The following is a 13,379-nucleotide window of genomic DNA, read 5'->3' as shown; positions in this document are numbered from 1 at the left end:
TTTAGGATTATAAGTTATTTATCCTAACGAATTTTCAATATTATCAGTATTTTATTGACTGTTCGCAGTATATTTTGCTATGAAAATTCAATCACAAAAAATATTTCTTATCCCAACGCCCTAGCAATCAGTTCTAGCGGATTTACGCATTTCATATCGATTTGCGCTAAGCCAAAGGCGTTATTTAGCTGCATTCTACACGCGCTACACTCCGCACTTACGATTTTTAGGGGGCTATCTTTGAGCGAGGCGACCTTGTCTAGCCCAGCCTTGCGCGAGAGATGATATTTTTCGCTTTGCATTGTTACGCCACCAAATCCACAGCATTGATCGGCGTTTGGCATTTCGATTATTTCGTAATTTTGCGAGAGCAAATTTCGCGGTTCGCGCCAAATTCCTTGCATTTTGCGTGAGTGGCACGGATCGTGGTATGTGATTTGCCCTATTTTTCCGCGCTCTGATAAAATTTCTTTTAAATTTGTAAATTTATCAAAATACTCCGTCGCTAGATAAATTTTACTCGCCACAGCCTTTGCGCGCTCTTGCCAATGCGAATCGCCCTCGAAAAAATGCGCATAATCGACTTTTAGCATACCAGAGCATGTGGCCTCTGGAACGACGATAGCATCGATATTTTCAAGCATTTTTTCAAAATACTCTATGTTAAATTTCGCGTTTTTCTCCACAGAGCCAAAATCCCCAGTAAAATACTGCGGCGCGCCACAGCAGGCTTGCTTTTTCATCAAATTCACATTGATTTTAAGCTCTTTTGCGATTTTTAAAAACGCCTCGCCAATGCCCGTATATGCGTAGTTTCCCATACAGCCGATAAAAAGCCCGATAGTTTTGCTTCCGCCATTGTCGATAAACTCGGCGTGCGAGTTCATAAAGCTTTTTTTCGCCACAGTCGGAAGTGTGCGCTCCACGCTCATCATCGGCACCGAAAATCGCGGCTTCATCGTATTTCCGCGCTCGCTGTCTTTTTGCGTCTTAAAGGCACACGGCACGAAAAAATACCCTAGCCTAGCTGCTAAGTCCAAAACTCTGCGGTGGCTCAAAAACCAAAACGCAGCCCTTTTATACCACGCTATGCCAAATTTTTGCGCGATTTTGTAGCGCGCGTTTTCGATCGCAGTATCGGTAGGTAGGGAGTCGTTGCATACATCGACACAACTCGTGCATAAAAAACAGCTCTCAAAGATATTTTTCATATTTTTATCGAGTTCGAGTTCGCCCCGCTCGACCGCACCAAGCAGGTCCAAAAACCCGCGCGGGCTGGTAACTTCGTCGCTATTGATATTATGAATCGTGCAGGCTGGGATACATTTGCCACATTTTACGCATTTATCGCTTAGGGTTTTGAAATCATACATTTTTTACACCGTTTTTGAGAATTTTTTCTCGCCCAAATTTTTGTGCATATACTCATCAAAGCACATTGCGATATTGCGGATTAGAAGCGTTCCAGTCGGCGTTACGCTAAGCTCATCGTCTGAAATTTTCACAAAATCTTTAAGATATTCAAGCTCTTTTAACGAATTTGCAAAATGCTCGAAAAATTTAACACCATGCTTAGCTTCGATCTCTTTGATATTTACCCTGAAATTCGCCATTAGGCTCATTACGACATCTTTGCGAAGCAAATCCTCGCTATTTAGCAAAATTCCCTTGAAAAACGGCAATTTACCGCTATCAATCGCCTCCTCATACGGCGCCATATCTTTGAAATTTTGCGCATAATGCCGCGCGCCCTCGCCGATACTTGTTAGCCCAATGCCCACCAAATCCGCGCCACCTTTTGTGGTGTAACCTTGGAAATTTCTATGAAGCGTGCCGTCTTTAAGCGCGGCGTGAAGCTCGTCGCTTGGCTTAGAGTAGTGATCCATGCCGATTGGCTCGTATCCATTAGCGGTCAAAAAATCATGGGTAAATTTTAAAATTTCAAGCTTGATTTTTGGCGCAGGAAGCGTGCTTTCGTCAAATTTACGCATTGATTTTTTTATCCATGGAACATGGGCGTAATTAAATATCGCAAAACGATCTGGATTAAGGCTAAGAGCCAAATTTAGCGTTTCTTGGAAAGTCGCTAAATTTTGATATGGCAAACCATAAATCAAATCCATATTAATCGACTTTATCCCAGCCTTTCGCGCCATATCCATTACGCTTTTTGTCAGCTCATAAGGCTGAATTCTATGGATTTCTTTTTGCACGCGCTCGTTGAAGTCCTGCACGCCGTAACTTATGCGGTTGAATCCATGCGAAATAAGCACATCAAGCTGCTGCTGTGTGAGAAATCTAGGGTCAATCTCACAGCTAATCTCAGCGTCAGCGCTGAAATTTTTAAAATGTTTTTTTATGTTTTTTATGTGGCGATCTAGTTGGTCCGCGTCGAAATATGTCGGTGTGCCACCACCAAAGTGCATTTGCGTAACCACTCTGCTAGCGTCTAAATGCTCGCACAAAATATCCATTTCGCGATCTATATAGTCTAAATACCTGTCCATTTTATCGCGTTTGCCAGTATAGATGACATTACAGCCACAAAAATAGCACGCCGAACGGCAAAACGGCATGTGAAAATAAAGCGAGAGTGGGGCGTTTTTGTCTTGGGTTTTTAGCTCGTTTATATACTGCTCGTAGCTGAAATTTTGGCTAAATTCTAGCGCAGTGGGATAGCTCGTATAACGCGGTCCTGGGCGCGAAAATTTAGCATACGCGTCAAAATCAATGTTTGCCATTTCTGCTCCTTACTAACTCTTCGATATCAATAAATAAATTTGGGTGTGATTGTTTCACGCGCGAAACTATGGCGTCTAAATCTAAATTTATCTTTTTTATGCTTGGGTTTTCGCTCGTGATTTTGCGGATTTCGTCCATGCACACAATCCACGCATCGCCAAAATCCACTGGGGCTTGCTGTAAAATCGAGCGTTCTAATTTTAGGTTGAAATTCTCTGCAATCGCCCCTTTTGCGACTTGGATTAGATTATTTAGCGATTTTAAAGATACCATTGTGTGCAATTCGCCACTCTCATCTATCCCAAACCACGGCTCCTCGTCGCTCCATGAACCCTTTTTTAGTGTTAGTTTTTTTTCGTTTGTTTGCGGGTCGTGCAAAATCTCAAAAACCGTGCTATTAGCGTCCTCGATACCGAAAAATTCATTGATTTGATCAATTTTTGTTAATGCTTTGTCGTTTTTTTCCACTTAATTACCTCTGTGTCTATCTAGCCATACCATTACGCCCTTTTGGCCGTGCAGTCTGTTTTCAGCCTCGCTAAAAACATCGCCCGCATGAGCTTCTATAATCTCATCGCTGACCTCGTATCCGCGATACGCTGGCAAGCAGTGCAAGAAAATAGCATCTTTTTTAGCTAGGCTCATCATATCTTTATCTACGCAAAATCCCTCGAACTGCTTAACCTTGCGCTCTTTTTCGCTCTCTTGTCCCATTGAAACCCAAGTATCAGTCGTAACGACATCTACGCCACAGACTGCCTCGCGCGGATCGTGAGTGTAAATGATTTTCGCCCCTGAAATTTTGGCGTTTTTCTCGGCTTGCGCTACGATAGACGCATCAGCCTCATAGCCCTTTGGCGTAGCGATTCTAAGCTCAAATCCCAAAATCGAAGCCAGCGAAATCCAAGTATGCGCCATATTGTTTCCGTCCCCGATATACGCGACGCAATCACCACTAGCACGCTCTTGCATAGTAAGATAATCCGCGATTAACTGCACTGGGTGGAGATAATCGCTAAGGCCGTTTATCACAGGCACGGCTGAGTATTTGGCGAATTCCTCCAAATCACTTTGTTTATAAACCCTAAGCATAGCCATATCGACCATGCTAGAAATCACGCGCGCAGTATCCCTCACAGGCTCGCCACGACCTAGTTGAATATCTTTTGAGCTTAAAAACAGCGCTTGTCCGCCTAACTGATACATACCAGTCTCAAAGCTCACGCGCGTTCTAGTCGAGCTTTTTTCAAAAATCATTGCTAGGGTTTGGTTTTTTAGATACGGTTTGTAATCCTTCGTTTTGGCTTCTTTTTTAATCTCAGCCGCAAGGCGCAAAATTTCAAAAATTTCATCTTTGCTAAAATCTTCAAAAGTCAAAAAATGTCGCATACTCACTCCTAAATTTAGCTAAATTTACGCAAAAGCTCAGCTACTTCTTTTGCGTGATATGAGATTATCATATCCGCTCCTGCGCGTTTTATGCTAATCATAGTCTCCATTAAAACCCGCTCATAATCGATCAATCCAAGCTTCGCTCCACCTTTTAAAAGCGCGTATTCGCCACTGACATTATACGCACAAATCGGAAGCAGTGTGCGCTCGCGCAAATCACGGATTATATCCAAATACGCAAGTGCTGGTTTTACCATTAAAATATCAGCTCCTTGCGTCTCGTCTTCCAAACTCTCATTTATCGCCTCAAATCGGTTTGCTGGATCCATTTGATACGAGCTTCTATCGCCAAAGCTAGGCGCGCTCTCCGCTACATCGCGAAACGGCCCGTAATACCCGCTCGCAAATTTCGTCGAATACGCCATAATCGGTAAATTTTCAAATCCATTGCTATCAAGTGCTGTGCGTAAAGTGGTGATTATGCCGTCCATCATACCGCTTGGGGCTATCATATCAGCGCCGTTTTTGGCGTGGATTAGGGCTTGTTTGGCTGAAATTTCAAGCGTAGCATCGTTATTTACGGTTTGATGAACATGATCTAGTATCCCGCAGTGTCCGTGGTCAGTGTATTCGCAAAAGCACAAATCCGTAATCACCATAAATTTCGGAAATTTATCCTTAATCGCGCGAAGCGCAGTGGCGATTATGCCATCATCACTCAAAGCGTCAGAGCCAATGCTATCTTTAACCTCTGGAATTCCAAAAAGCAAAATTTTATTAATTCCCAAATTTGATAAAATTTCACACTCTTTTAAAATTTCGTCCAAACTCAGTTGGAAAACGCCTGGCATGGAGTTTATCTCGTTTTTGACACCTTTTCCTGGAACGACAAAAAGCGGGTAAATAAAATTTCTCATCTCTAACGAAGTTTCGCGCACGAGCTCCCTTACTACGGGATTTATGCGCACTCTTCTAAATCGTTTAAACATTGTTTTTCCTTTTTTGGGTAAAATCATCGATTTATAATATCACAAATGGAGTAAATTTTATATGAATATTCAAATTTCGCAGATTGCAAATTTGCCCTCACGCTTCGGTAAATTTAAGGTGCAGTCCTTCAAAGAAAACGAAAAAGAACACTTAGTAATCGCAAAAATGCCGTTAAATGAAATCGTAAATGTGCGAATCCACTCCGAGTGCCTCACAGGAGATGCGATCGGAAGCCTAAAATGCGATTGTAGAGACCAGCTCGAAGAGAGCCTAAAATACATAGAAAAAAACGGCGGCATGGTGATATACCTGCGCCAAGAGGGGCGAAATATCGGGCTACTAAATAAAATCAACGCCTACGCGCTCCAAGATAAGGGCTTTGATACAATCGAGGCAAATCATCAGCTAGGTTTCAAGGCAGACGAGCGCACCTATGAAATCGTGGATTTTATCCTAAAACACTATGAAATCAAAAAGATAAATTTACTCACAAACAACCCTGAAAAGCTATCAAATTTGCACTGTGTGGAGATCGTCGAGCGCATACCGATTATCATCAAAGCTAACGAATTTAGCGAGAATTATCTGCGAACTAAAAAAGATAAAATGGGGCATTTGCTGTGAATTTGATTTTGCCTGAAAATTTCGACGAAAAGTGCGCTAAATTTGGCGAGTGTCTGCGTAAATTTAACGCAATCCATAGCCTTACGAATTACGATGATTTAAGCGAAATTATCGCCGATAGTATTGGCGGGGTGAAATTTATCCCAAAATACCCTAAAATTGCCATTGACATCGGTAGTGGGGCTGGGTTTCCGGCGATATTTTTGGCTATGGTTTTAAACCACACGAAATGGCATTTATACGAGCCAATCGCCAAAAAAGCGTCGTTTTTAACCTACGCTAAGGTAAATTTGGGGCTAAAAAATGTCGAAATTCATAGAGAAAAAATCGAAAATTCGCTAAAATTTAGGGCTGATTTGATAACTTCAAGAGCTGTGATGAAAACGAAAAATTTAGTCGAAATTTGCGATGGATTTTATGATAGCAATACACACTTTTTGCTCTATAAAGGCAGTAGCGTAGATGATGAAATCACCGAGACTAAAAGCAAATTTCCAAGTGCCAAATTTGAGATTTTTAACGCCGGTATGCGAAATTACCTACTTCTTAGCGGAATTTGTTAAAATATTGTATAATCTTGCGATAAAGCGAATTTTAAAAGGATTAAATAATGCAAACTTCAAAGGATTTTACGCCTATGTTGGTTTTGGTTCCAAATGGCGAAGTTGAATTTTTTGCGCAATTTTGCCAAAAAATCGGCTACAAAGCAGAGCAAACACAAGATTTTGAAAATTTCAAAAACGAAATTTTAAACGATATTTTCGAAAACCCTAAAAATCGCGCTGTCTTTGAAAGGCTAAAAGATAAATGAAATATTTAACGCTAAATCAAGCCATATCTTTGCATGACGGCGTTTTAGAAAAAATGGGCGGATTGATTGGCTACAATAACGCTCAAATCGGCTATTTAGCCTCAGCATTAGAAAATATCAAAAACGATTTATACTATCCTAGCATTGCAGAAAAAGTAACGCATTTAATGTTTTCGTGTGTCAAATTTCACCCATTTTTAGACGGAAACAAACGGAGCGCCATAATGCTTTCAAAGGCTTTTTTGATAATTAACGAGGCAGTTTTTGACAAAGATAGTTTTTACGAATTTATGGAAAATATAGTCGTAAGCGTCGCAGACGGCAGTATTTCAAAAGAAAAATTGCAAGAAATATTTGAAAATTTATTAAAAATTTAAAGGCCAAAAATGGGAAAACTTTTATCATTAGCGATAATTATTGCATTAATTTATTTTTTAATCGTGCCGAAATTTCGCGCCAAAAAGGGCGAGAGCGCAGACACAAAGGGCGAGCAAGAGCCAACAGCACTAATACCTTGCGATGAGTGCGGGACATACTACGAAACTAGCGCGCTTATCTCGCATAATTCGCGCCAAATTTGCAAATCTTGCTTGGCAAAAATAAAGGAAAAAAAATGATTATTCTAGGGCATGAATTGGTTGATTACGAGCCGTTTTACGCTATCAAACACACAGACGAGATTTTCAGATACGATAATTTGCTCTTTAAATTTGATCCTAAATTAATCTCGCTAGCCAAAAGCACGGAGAAAAATTTCAGCGTCATTACAAACAACCTAAACGAAATTCTGCTCGCAAACGGCGCAGGTGCGAGATTTATCATCGTAAATAAAAAAACCGCTCCACTCGCGCAAAAGCTGGCCAACGACTATCTTTTTGACGCTAAAATCGCGATGTTTGCAAGCTCGCCTCGCGCTCTAAAACAGCTTGCCGAGCTTGGAATCGACGCTGTGGTTTTCAAAGAAGCCATCGCAAACCGCCCAAAATCCTTTTTAAGCGGGCTTTTTGCGGGTGGGCGTAAATTTCACCTGCCACACATCAATCCGCAAGGCCTAATCGGTCTAACCAAAAATTTAGGCGGAAAAATCAAAAATTTAGACACAAAAATCAGTGCGAAAAATTTATCCAAGGAGGATATATGGAAAAAATAAAAACCGCCCTGCTAATGAGCGGGCTAGTGCTACTTTTTATGTTCGTCGGCAGCCTAATTGGCGGACAAAAAGGTATGATTATGGCGTTTGTCGTGGCGTGCGGTATGAATTTTTTCAGCTATTTTTTCAGCGACAAACTAGTCTTGAAACACTACCGCGCTACGCCTGTAACTGCCGAGAGTCAGCCTATGCTATACGACATAATCGATCGCCTATGCGCTAAGGCGAATTTGCCAATGCCAAAAATCTATATCATTAACGAGCAAGTTCCAAACGCTTTCGCCACAGGTCGCAACCCAAACAACGCCGCAGTCGCCGTTACACAAGGCCTGCTAAATCTAATGAGCCCGCAAGAAATCGAGGGCGTGCTAGCTCACGAGCTAAGCCATGTTAATCACTACGATATCCTAATCGGCTCGGTCGCTGCGATGTTTGCAGGCGCAATCGCAATGCTAGCAAATTTCGCCAAATTTGGCGCGATTGCTGGCTCAAACTCGCAAAATCGCGGTGGCGCAAACGGAATTTTCTTGCTAATTGGAGCCGTGATAATGCCGCTAGCTGCTAGCGTAATCCAAATGGCAATCTCACGCACCAGAGAATTCAAAGCAGACGCCGGTGCAGCCGCACTTACAGGGCACCCTGAGTGGCTGATTTCTGCTCTATCCAAGCTGGATAATTACGCCAAAAACTACCGCATGCACTCTGCGACGGGATCGACTGCGCACATGTTTATCATAAACCCATTTAGCGGGATTAAGGCGAATTTCTCTCAGCTTTTTAGCACGCACCCTAGCACAAGCGACCGTATCGCAAAACTCGAAGAGCTAAAAGACAAAATCGCTATCCAAATGTAAAATTTGACACTAAATTGCTTTAATCTGTCATTGCGAGCTTTCGCAGAAAGCGAAGCAATCCAGAAAAATTTAAATTCAAAATTCAACCTAAATTTAGCATTGAACGATTTTGTAAATTTTAGGCGAAATTTTGCTTTTCTCGTAAGGGGGAGGGCGCGCTTTTTAGGAGACGCTACCCTCCCCCTTACCAACCCCCACCCCTGTAAAACCTTAGAAGTGGCTAAATTTAGAAAAACTTCGTTTTTCTAAATTTAGCTGGCTTTATTTTTACGGAAATGCTTCGCATTTTTGCATACGCGCAGACAATAATCACAAATTTTCATTTTTTCAAATATTTACTATCTTGCGTTAAAATCACATTTTATTTTTCATCAAAGGAGAAAAAATGGGATTACTTTCATTTGTTGCAAATGCTGGTAAAAAGCTACTTGGTATCGGAAACGACGAGCAAAATGTCAAAGACGAGATTACCAAAAACCTTTCTTCTACCCCAATCGAGGGCTTAGATGTCAAAATCGAGGGCAATGTCGTTAAAGTAAGCGGAAACGCCGACAAAGAAACTCTTGAAAAAGCCGCTCTAATCGCAGGAAATGTAAATGGAATTTCAAGCGTAGAAATCGAAGGCGTCAATGAAGATAGCGAAGAGAACTACTACACTATCGTCAAAGGCGACAACCTTTCAAAAATCGCTAAGAAATTCTACGGCGATGCTAACAAATACCCTGTGATTTTCGAGGCCAATCGCGAAGTCATCAAAGACGCGAACCTAATCTATCCAGGTCAAAAAATCAGAATTCCAAAAATCTAAATTTATGGGCGCAAACGCGCCCTACTCTTTTTTTATTTTTCAAATTTTTGTATAATCACCCAAAATTTAGCTAGGAGCAGGTTATGAAAAACGCTTTTACTATGATCGAACTTGTTTTTGTTATCGTTGTTTTGGGAATTTTATCTAGTATCGCTCTGCCTAGAATGAACGCCAGCAGGGACGATGCTGAAATCGTGCGATTGATGACAAATATAAAGACCCTTACTAGCGATATCACAAACTACTACAACGCAAACGGCTGTCTTAGCAATAATCCAAATTTTATGAGCAATGTCGCCACATTTAGCTCAGCCGCTGGTGGCGCGCACGCGGGCAACGGCTCGTGCCTAGCTAACGGCGGTAGCGTGTCAATGCACATCAGAGTCAAAAACAAACCTTGCTACGCCCTAACTTACGGCGTGAGCGAATACATGGGTGCTTGGGTGCGCATAGATGGTATGAGCACGGGTGCTTCAAATGCGTGCGAACTAGCGCACAATCAAGCCACAATGAAATCAATGCGCGATGTGAGTTTCACATACACAGACGAAACTGGCGCGAACAAAACAGCCAAAGGCACACGAATCGGCGGATTAAATCCGAATAAATTTAGATAAAATTTTCAAAATTTGGTGCAAATTTTAAAATTCTAAAATTTTGCGCCAAAATTCTTTTGTTTTGGATAAAATTACGAAATTCTATCAAAAGGAGTTAATGTGCGAATTTTAATCAACGAATTTCCAGGAGACGGCTGTCCGCAAACCAAGGCTTTCGATGCAAAAGAGATTTTTTTAAACACGGCAAAAGACGATGAAAATCCTGGGAATTTCGTCGTTTCGATCTATGTGCAAAACCAAGAAATTGCTCTGTTTTCTTGCGCCAAAACGCCAGCGTTTGAGGAATTGCAAAAGAATTTCAAATCAATGATTTTCAAAAAAGGCGTATTGGTGATAGATATCCAACTTAACTATCTCAATGGAAAAATGGTTTTAAAATCATCATCTTTTTGTGAAGTATGATTGAAAATTGGCGCAAAATTTTGAAATTTGCGTCAAATTTAACTACTCTAAAACTTTTATCACTATTTATTCGATATTTTATAACCAATTTCGAACTAACTTCCTTCTTTTAAAGATAACCCACAAAAACGCAATCGCCAAAAACAAGGTAAAATTTTTGTATAATCGAAGCTCTTTTTGTGAAAATTTTACGATTTCTGCGTCTTTTCCACTATAAAATTTTAGAATTTTTGTTTTCTGCTCGTCTTCATAAACAAGCGCTTTGTAAATTTTATAAACATCGCCAAAACTTTCCTTTTTTACCCAAAATGTAAAAAAATAATTATTTTTGCTCAAATAACTAACTATCGACTCAAATCCCAAATTTGGCTCTACGACCTTAATACAACTATTCCCAGCGTTATTTTTAATGCAGACATTGTAATATTTTCTAGGCGATAAAACTTGATCTCTAAAATTTTTTACCGCTATTTCCTTGATAGATGTTACTTTTCCTTCGATATATTCGGTGTTTTTCAAATTAGTTTCTATATTAAACGATATGAAAAAAAGCGTAGCAGAAAACAAAATATAATAAATGTTTTCCAAAATAAATTGCATAAATTTATTTGATTTCATAGATATTTTTCGATAAACCACCCTTACAGGCGCAAATTTCGCTAAATTACGACCTGTAATCTGCGTTTATTTTGACATATTCATAGCTGAGATCACAGCCATACGCGCTAAATTCGCCCGCTCCTAGCCCCAAATCGCATGAAATTTCAAATTCGGCCTTTTGCATTACTTCGTGCGCTAGCCTTTCGCGCTCCTCGTCTAGCTCGCGGTGCGCGCTATCATACACAAGCGCGTCGTCGTATTTTATCACGAGTTTTTCGGCGTCGCACTCTATCCCGCACGCGCCGATTGTAGAGGCTATGCGCCCCCAGTTCGGATCCTCGCCATAAATCGCTGTTTTGACAAGCGGAGAATTTGACAAAGCCTTGGCAGCCTTTTTGGCTTCATTATCATTTTTCGCGCCAAAAACTCTAAATTTTACCAGCTTATTCGCACCCTCGCCATCACGCACTAGCATTAAGGCAAGGTCGAGTGCGAGTTTTTTCAGCGCGGCACGAAACGCCTCTTTATCATAGCTAGCGCGCGCACTGGTCGCTAGCATGACAGTATCGTTCGTGCTAGTATCGCCATCGACACTGACCCTATTAAAGCTATCCTCCACAGCCTCGCTTAAAAGCTCGCCCATATCAGAGTGCGGGATTTTCGCGTCTGTTAAAATATAGCAAAGCATAGTCGCCAAAGCTGGATTTATCATACCCGCACCCTTGCAAATGCCTGCTATGTGAAATTTCTCGCCACTATCTAAGCTAACTTCGTAAGCAAACTCCTTTTTTAGCGTGTCTGTCGTCATAATCGCCGTGGCTATGGCATCAGAATCGCGCGCCATAAGGTCGAAATTTTTCGCAGCGGCTATGATTTTTTCTTTTTTTAATCTATATCCAATGACGCCGGTTGAGCTCATCACAGGATTTACTAAGGGTGTAAATTTTGAAATTTCAGAGAAAATTTCATCTATATCGCCAATACCAGCTTCGCCGGTCATTGCGTTTGCGTTTTTAGAATTTATCAAAATGAAATTCGTGCGAAATTCCCCGCCGTTTTTCTCTAAAATTCGCCTAAAATGCGCTATTGGCGCAGCGGCAAATTTATTACTCGTAAAAATCGCGCTTATAGCAAACGGCTCATCGGCTCTAATAAATCCCAAATCATTTCCGACCTTTTTAAATCCAGAATTTAGCCCGCCAAAATAAAATCCATCGATATTTTCTAGGCCGTTTTGCAAAGGGGCGATTTTATACATATTTCATCTCCTGCGGTTTGTATTTGCTTCTAATTAGCTTTTTGGTATCCCTAATACCCTCGGCTGTGCCGATGACTAGCAATTTCGCGCCAGTGCCGATTAGATAATCCCCATCAGGCATAGCTACAAAGCGATTGTTAGCTTCCTTCACGCCCACGATATTTGCGTTTGTCATCTCTTTGAGGCGGGTTTCTTTGAGGCGTTTGAACCTCATCCACGAAAACTCAGGGACTAAAATTTCTTCGATATCAATCGGAGAGTCTTTTTGATAAACGAGGCGTTCTAGGATATTTTCCATATCTGGGCGCACGCTAATCGCCGAAAGACGCTGTGCGGCGAGTTTGGACGGCAATACGACAGAATTTGCGCCAAGTTTTTTGAGGCGTTCGCTGTCGCTGTCGCTGTCAGAATTTGCCATGATAAAATACGGCGTAATACGCCCTAGCTCTTTTTCATAAAGCCTAACAAGCGTGATAATAGCGATATTATCGGCTAAATTTGGACTTAGCGTGATTATGGATTTTGCGCTTGAAAGGTGCGCTTTTAAAAGCGTTTTTTGCTCGTGCGGATCACCGATTATGTAGTATGGGTATAAATTTTCATCAGCACTTTTTGCCAAATCTGGGTTTGGATCAATGACGACAAATGGGATATGATTGGCGCGAAATTCCTTCGCCAACTCCGCACAATACGAGTTGTTATAGCATATAATGTAGTGATTTTTGAGCCTTGCAATATTGTTTATCATAGCTTGCTCCCTGATTAAATTTTGCAGTGTTCCTTTTTTGATAACTTCGACGACGACACCCAGACAAAACGAAAATGTCCCAAAGCCCATCAAAATAAATGCGATTGTAAAAAGTCTGCCAGCAGGCGGGATTGGCGCCACCTCGGTAAATCCGACGGTGGTAAATGTCATGCCTGCTTGATAAATTGCATCAACTAGCGAAAATCCAGCGGTGAATATATAGCCCAAAGTCCCCACTAACTGCATTAAAACAATGATAATTAGTGGAAGTCTAAATGGGCGTAGTTCGTCGTAAATTTCGCTATAAAGGTTAATGTCCGGTTTAGTAGAGCCGGACCAGTTGAGGAATAATTTTATTCTGCCTAAAATAGACATAAATTCCT

The 13,379-nt window shown here is 41.2% G+C and carries 18 protein-coding genes; 10 read left to right on the top strand and 8 right to left on the bottom strand.

Annotated features, from left to right (window positions below; genetic code table 11):
- Positions 1 to 107 precede the first annotated feature (107 nt).
- The 5 genes from OFO12_RS05270 to hemB are packed head-to-tail and all read right to left on the bottom strand — an operon-like array spanning position 108 to position 5,123.
- Positions 108 to 1,373: a (Fe-S)-binding protein gene (locus tag OFO12_RS05270; RefSeq protein WP_270869740.1), complete on the bottom strand. Its 1,266-nt coding sequence runs from the start codon at positions 1,371 to 1,373 to the stop codon at positions 108 to 110.
- Positions 1,374 to 1,376: 3 nt separating this feature from the next.
- Entirely contained in the window at positions 1,377 to 2,741 is a 1,365-nt protein-coding gene (gene hemN, locus OFO12_RS05265; protein WP_270869739.1) for an oxygen-independent coproporphyrinogen III oxidase, read from the bottom strand.
- Positions 2,728 to 3,210 carry a DUF2603 domain-containing protein gene (locus tag OFO12_RS05260; protein ID WP_270869738.1) on the bottom strand — a complete coding sequence of 161 codons (483 nt, stop codon included), beginning with the start codon at positions 3,208 to 3,210 and terminating at the stop codon, positions 2,728 to 2,730. Before OFO12_RS05260 ends, hemN begins: the two co-directional genes overlap by 14 nt.
- Positions 3,211 to 4,131 (bottom strand): ornithine carbamoyltransferase, encoded by a 921-nt coding sequence (gene argF / locus OFO12_RS05255; protein ID WP_270869737.1) that lies wholly within the window; start codon positions 4,129 to 4,131, stop codon positions 3,211 to 3,213.
- Between the two features lie 14 nt (positions 4,132 to 4,145).
- On the bottom strand, positions 4,146 to 5,123 hold the full coding sequence (gene hemB, locus OFO12_RS05250) for a porphobilinogen synthase (RefSeq protein ID WP_270869736.1): 978 nt from the start codon (positions 5,121 to 5,123) through the stop codon (positions 4,146 to 4,148).
- A gap of 61 nt (positions 5,124 to 5,184) precedes the next feature.
- On the opposite strand from hemB, the gene ribA reads away from it, so the two are divergent.
- The 10 genes from ribA (at position 5,185) to OFO12_RS05200 (ending at position 10,390) form a co-directional block, all read left to right on the top strand.
- The gene (ribA, locus tag OFO12_RS05245; RefSeq protein WP_270859302.1) at positions 5,185 to 5,748 is read left to right on the top strand and encodes a GTP cyclohydrolase II; all 564 of its coding nucleotides are present in this window, start codon (positions 5,185 to 5,187) and stop codon (positions 5,746 to 5,748) included.
- Entirely contained in the window at positions 5,745 to 6,311 is a 567-nt protein-coding gene (rsmG, locus tag OFO12_RS05240; protein WP_442868087.1) for a 16S rRNA (guanine(527)-N(7))-methyltransferase RsmG, read from the top strand. The genes ribA and rsmG overlap by 4 nt, the downstream gene beginning before the upstream one ends.
- A gap of 47 nt (positions 6,312 to 6,358) precedes the next feature.
- Complete coding sequence (locus OFO12_RS05235; protein ID WP_270862309.1) at positions 6,359 to 6,559, top strand: hypothetical protein; 201 nt, start codon at positions 6,359 to 6,361, stop codon at positions 6,557 to 6,559.
- Positions 6,556 to 6,936 carry a type II toxin-antitoxin system death-on-curing family toxin gene (locus tag OFO12_RS05230; protein WP_270865584.1) on the top strand — a complete coding sequence of 127 codons (381 nt, stop codon included), beginning with the start codon at positions 6,556 to 6,558 and terminating at the stop codon, positions 6,934 to 6,936. The genes OFO12_RS05235 and OFO12_RS05230 overlap by 4 nt, the downstream gene beginning before the upstream one ends.
- A 9-nt stretch (positions 6,937 to 6,945) precedes the next feature.
- Positions 6,946 to 7,176 carry a hypothetical protein gene (locus tag OFO12_RS05225; protein WP_270869735.1) on the top strand — a complete coding sequence of 77 codons (231 nt, stop codon included), beginning with the start codon at positions 6,946 to 6,948 and terminating at the stop codon, positions 7,174 to 7,176.
- Positions 7,173 to 7,709, top strand: coding sequence for a hypothetical protein (locus OFO12_RS05220; protein ID WP_270869734.1), 537 nt, complete (start codon positions 7,173 to 7,175; stop codon positions 7,707 to 7,709). Before OFO12_RS05225 ends, OFO12_RS05220 begins: the two co-directional genes overlap by 4 nt.
- Positions 7,697 to 8,563, top strand: a complete 867-nt coding sequence (htpX, locus tag OFO12_RS05215; protein ID WP_270869733.1) for a zinc metalloprotease HtpX — start codon at positions 7,697 to 7,699, stop codon at positions 8,561 to 8,563. Before OFO12_RS05220 ends, htpX begins: the two co-directional genes overlap by 13 nt.
- A gap of 385 nt (positions 8,564 to 8,948) precedes the next feature.
- Positions 8,949 to 9,371, top strand: coding sequence for a peptidoglycan-binding protein LysM (gene lysM, locus OFO12_RS05210; RefSeq protein WP_270862304.1), 423 nt, complete (start codon positions 8,949 to 8,951; stop codon positions 9,369 to 9,371).
- Between the two features lie 83 nt (positions 9,372 to 9,454).
- Positions 9,455 to 9,988, top strand: coding sequence for a type II secretion system protein (locus OFO12_RS05205; RefSeq protein WP_270869732.1), 534 nt, complete (start codon positions 9,455 to 9,457; stop codon positions 9,986 to 9,988).
- Positions 9,989 to 10,087: 99 nt separating this feature from the next.
- Positions 10,088 to 10,390 (top strand): hypothetical protein, encoded by a 303-nt coding sequence (locus OFO12_RS05200; protein ID WP_270865162.1) that lies wholly within the window; start codon positions 10,088 to 10,090, stop codon positions 10,388 to 10,390.
- Positions 10,391 to 10,468: 78 nt separating this feature from the next.
- Here OFO12_RS05200 and OFO12_RS05195 read toward each other — a convergent pair whose 3' ends face one another.
- From OFO12_RS05195 to OFO12_RS05185, 3 genes are all read right to left on the bottom strand, one after another.
- Positions 10,469 to 10,990 carry a hypothetical protein gene (locus tag OFO12_RS05195; protein ID WP_270869731.1) on the bottom strand — a complete coding sequence of 174 codons (522 nt, stop codon included), beginning with the start codon at positions 10,988 to 10,990 and terminating at the stop codon, positions 10,469 to 10,471.
- Between the two features lie 64 nt (positions 10,991 to 11,054).
- Positions 11,055 to 12,248: a bifunctional glutamate N-acetyltransferase/amino-acid acetyltransferase ArgJ gene (argJ, locus tag OFO12_RS05190; RefSeq protein WP_270869730.1), complete on the bottom strand. Its 1,194-nt coding sequence runs from the start codon at positions 12,246 to 12,248 to the stop codon at positions 11,055 to 11,057.
- Positions 12,241 to 13,371 (bottom strand): potassium channel family protein, encoded by a 1,131-nt coding sequence (locus OFO12_RS05185; protein WP_270859293.1) that lies wholly within the window; start codon positions 13,369 to 13,371, stop codon positions 12,241 to 12,243. The genes argJ and OFO12_RS05185 overlap by 8 nt, the downstream gene beginning before the upstream one ends.
- Positions 13,372 to 13,379: the final 8 nt, after the last annotated feature.

The sequence above is a fragment of the Campylobacter sp. JMF_04 NA10 genome (assembly GCF_027737655.1).
Lineage (GTDB): Bacteria > Campylobacterota > Campylobacteria > Campylobacterales > Campylobacteraceae > Campylobacter_B.
Note: the sequence above shows the minus strand (reverse complement) of the source record. Positions and strands in the feature narration are given on the sequence as shown.

Excerpts from the sequence above, each read along its gene's own strand:
- lysM (WP_270862304.1), top strand. The coding sequence starts at position 8,949 with ATGGGATTACTTTCATTTGTTGCAAATGCTGGTAAAAAGCTACTTGGT.
- OFO12_RS05220 (WP_270869734.1), top strand. The coding sequence starts at position 7,173 with ATGATTATTCTAGGGCATGAATTGGTTGATTACGAGCCGTTTTACGCT.
- OFO12_RS05205 (WP_270869732.1), top strand. The coding sequence starts at position 9,455 with ATGAAAAACGCTTTTACTATGATCGAACTTGTTTTTGTTATCGTTGTT.
- OFO12_RS05230 (WP_270865584.1), top strand. The coding sequence starts at position 6,556 with ATGAAATATTTAACGCTAAATCAAGCCATATCTTTGCATGACGGCGTT.
- OFO12_RS05270 (WP_270869740.1), bottom strand. The coding sequence starts at position 1,373 with ATGTATGATTTCAAAACCCTAAGCGATAAATGCGTAAAATGTGGCAAA.
- ribA (WP_270859302.1), top strand. The coding sequence starts at position 5,185 with ATGAATATTCAAATTTCGCAGATTGCAAATTTGCCCTCACGCTTCGGT.
- OFO12_RS05225 (WP_270869735.1), top strand. The coding sequence starts at position 6,946 with ATGGGAAAACTTTTATCATTAGCGATAATTATTGCATTAATTTATTTT.
- argJ (WP_270869730.1), bottom strand. The coding sequence starts at position 12,248 with ATGTATAAAATCGCCCCTTTGCAAAACGGCCTAGAAAATATCGATGGA.
- hemN (WP_270869739.1), bottom strand. The coding sequence starts at position 2,741 with ATGGCAAACATTGATTTTGACGCGTATGCTAAATTTTCGCGCCCAGGA.
- htpX (WP_270869733.1), top strand. The coding sequence starts at position 7,697 with ATGGAAAAAATAAAAACCGCCCTGCTAATGAGCGGGCTAGTGCTACTT.
- OFO12_RS05185 (WP_270859293.1), bottom strand. The coding sequence starts at position 13,371 with ATGTCTATTTTAGGCAGAATAAAATTATTCCTCAACTGGTCCGGCTCT.
- argF (WP_270869737.1), bottom strand. The coding sequence starts at position 4,131 with ATGCGACATTTTTTGACTTTTGAAGATTTTAGCAAAGATGAAATTTTT.
- hemB (WP_270869736.1), bottom strand. The coding sequence starts at position 5,123 with ATGTTTAAACGATTTAGAAGAGTGCGCATAAATCCCGTAGTAAGGGAG.
- OFO12_RS05195 (WP_270869731.1), bottom strand. The coding sequence starts at position 10,990 with ATGCAATTTATTTTGGAAAACATTTATTATATTTTGTTTTCTGCTACG.
- OFO12_RS05235 (WP_270862309.1), top strand. The coding sequence starts at position 6,359 with ATGCAAACTTCAAAGGATTTTACGCCTATGTTGGTTTTGGTTCCAAAT.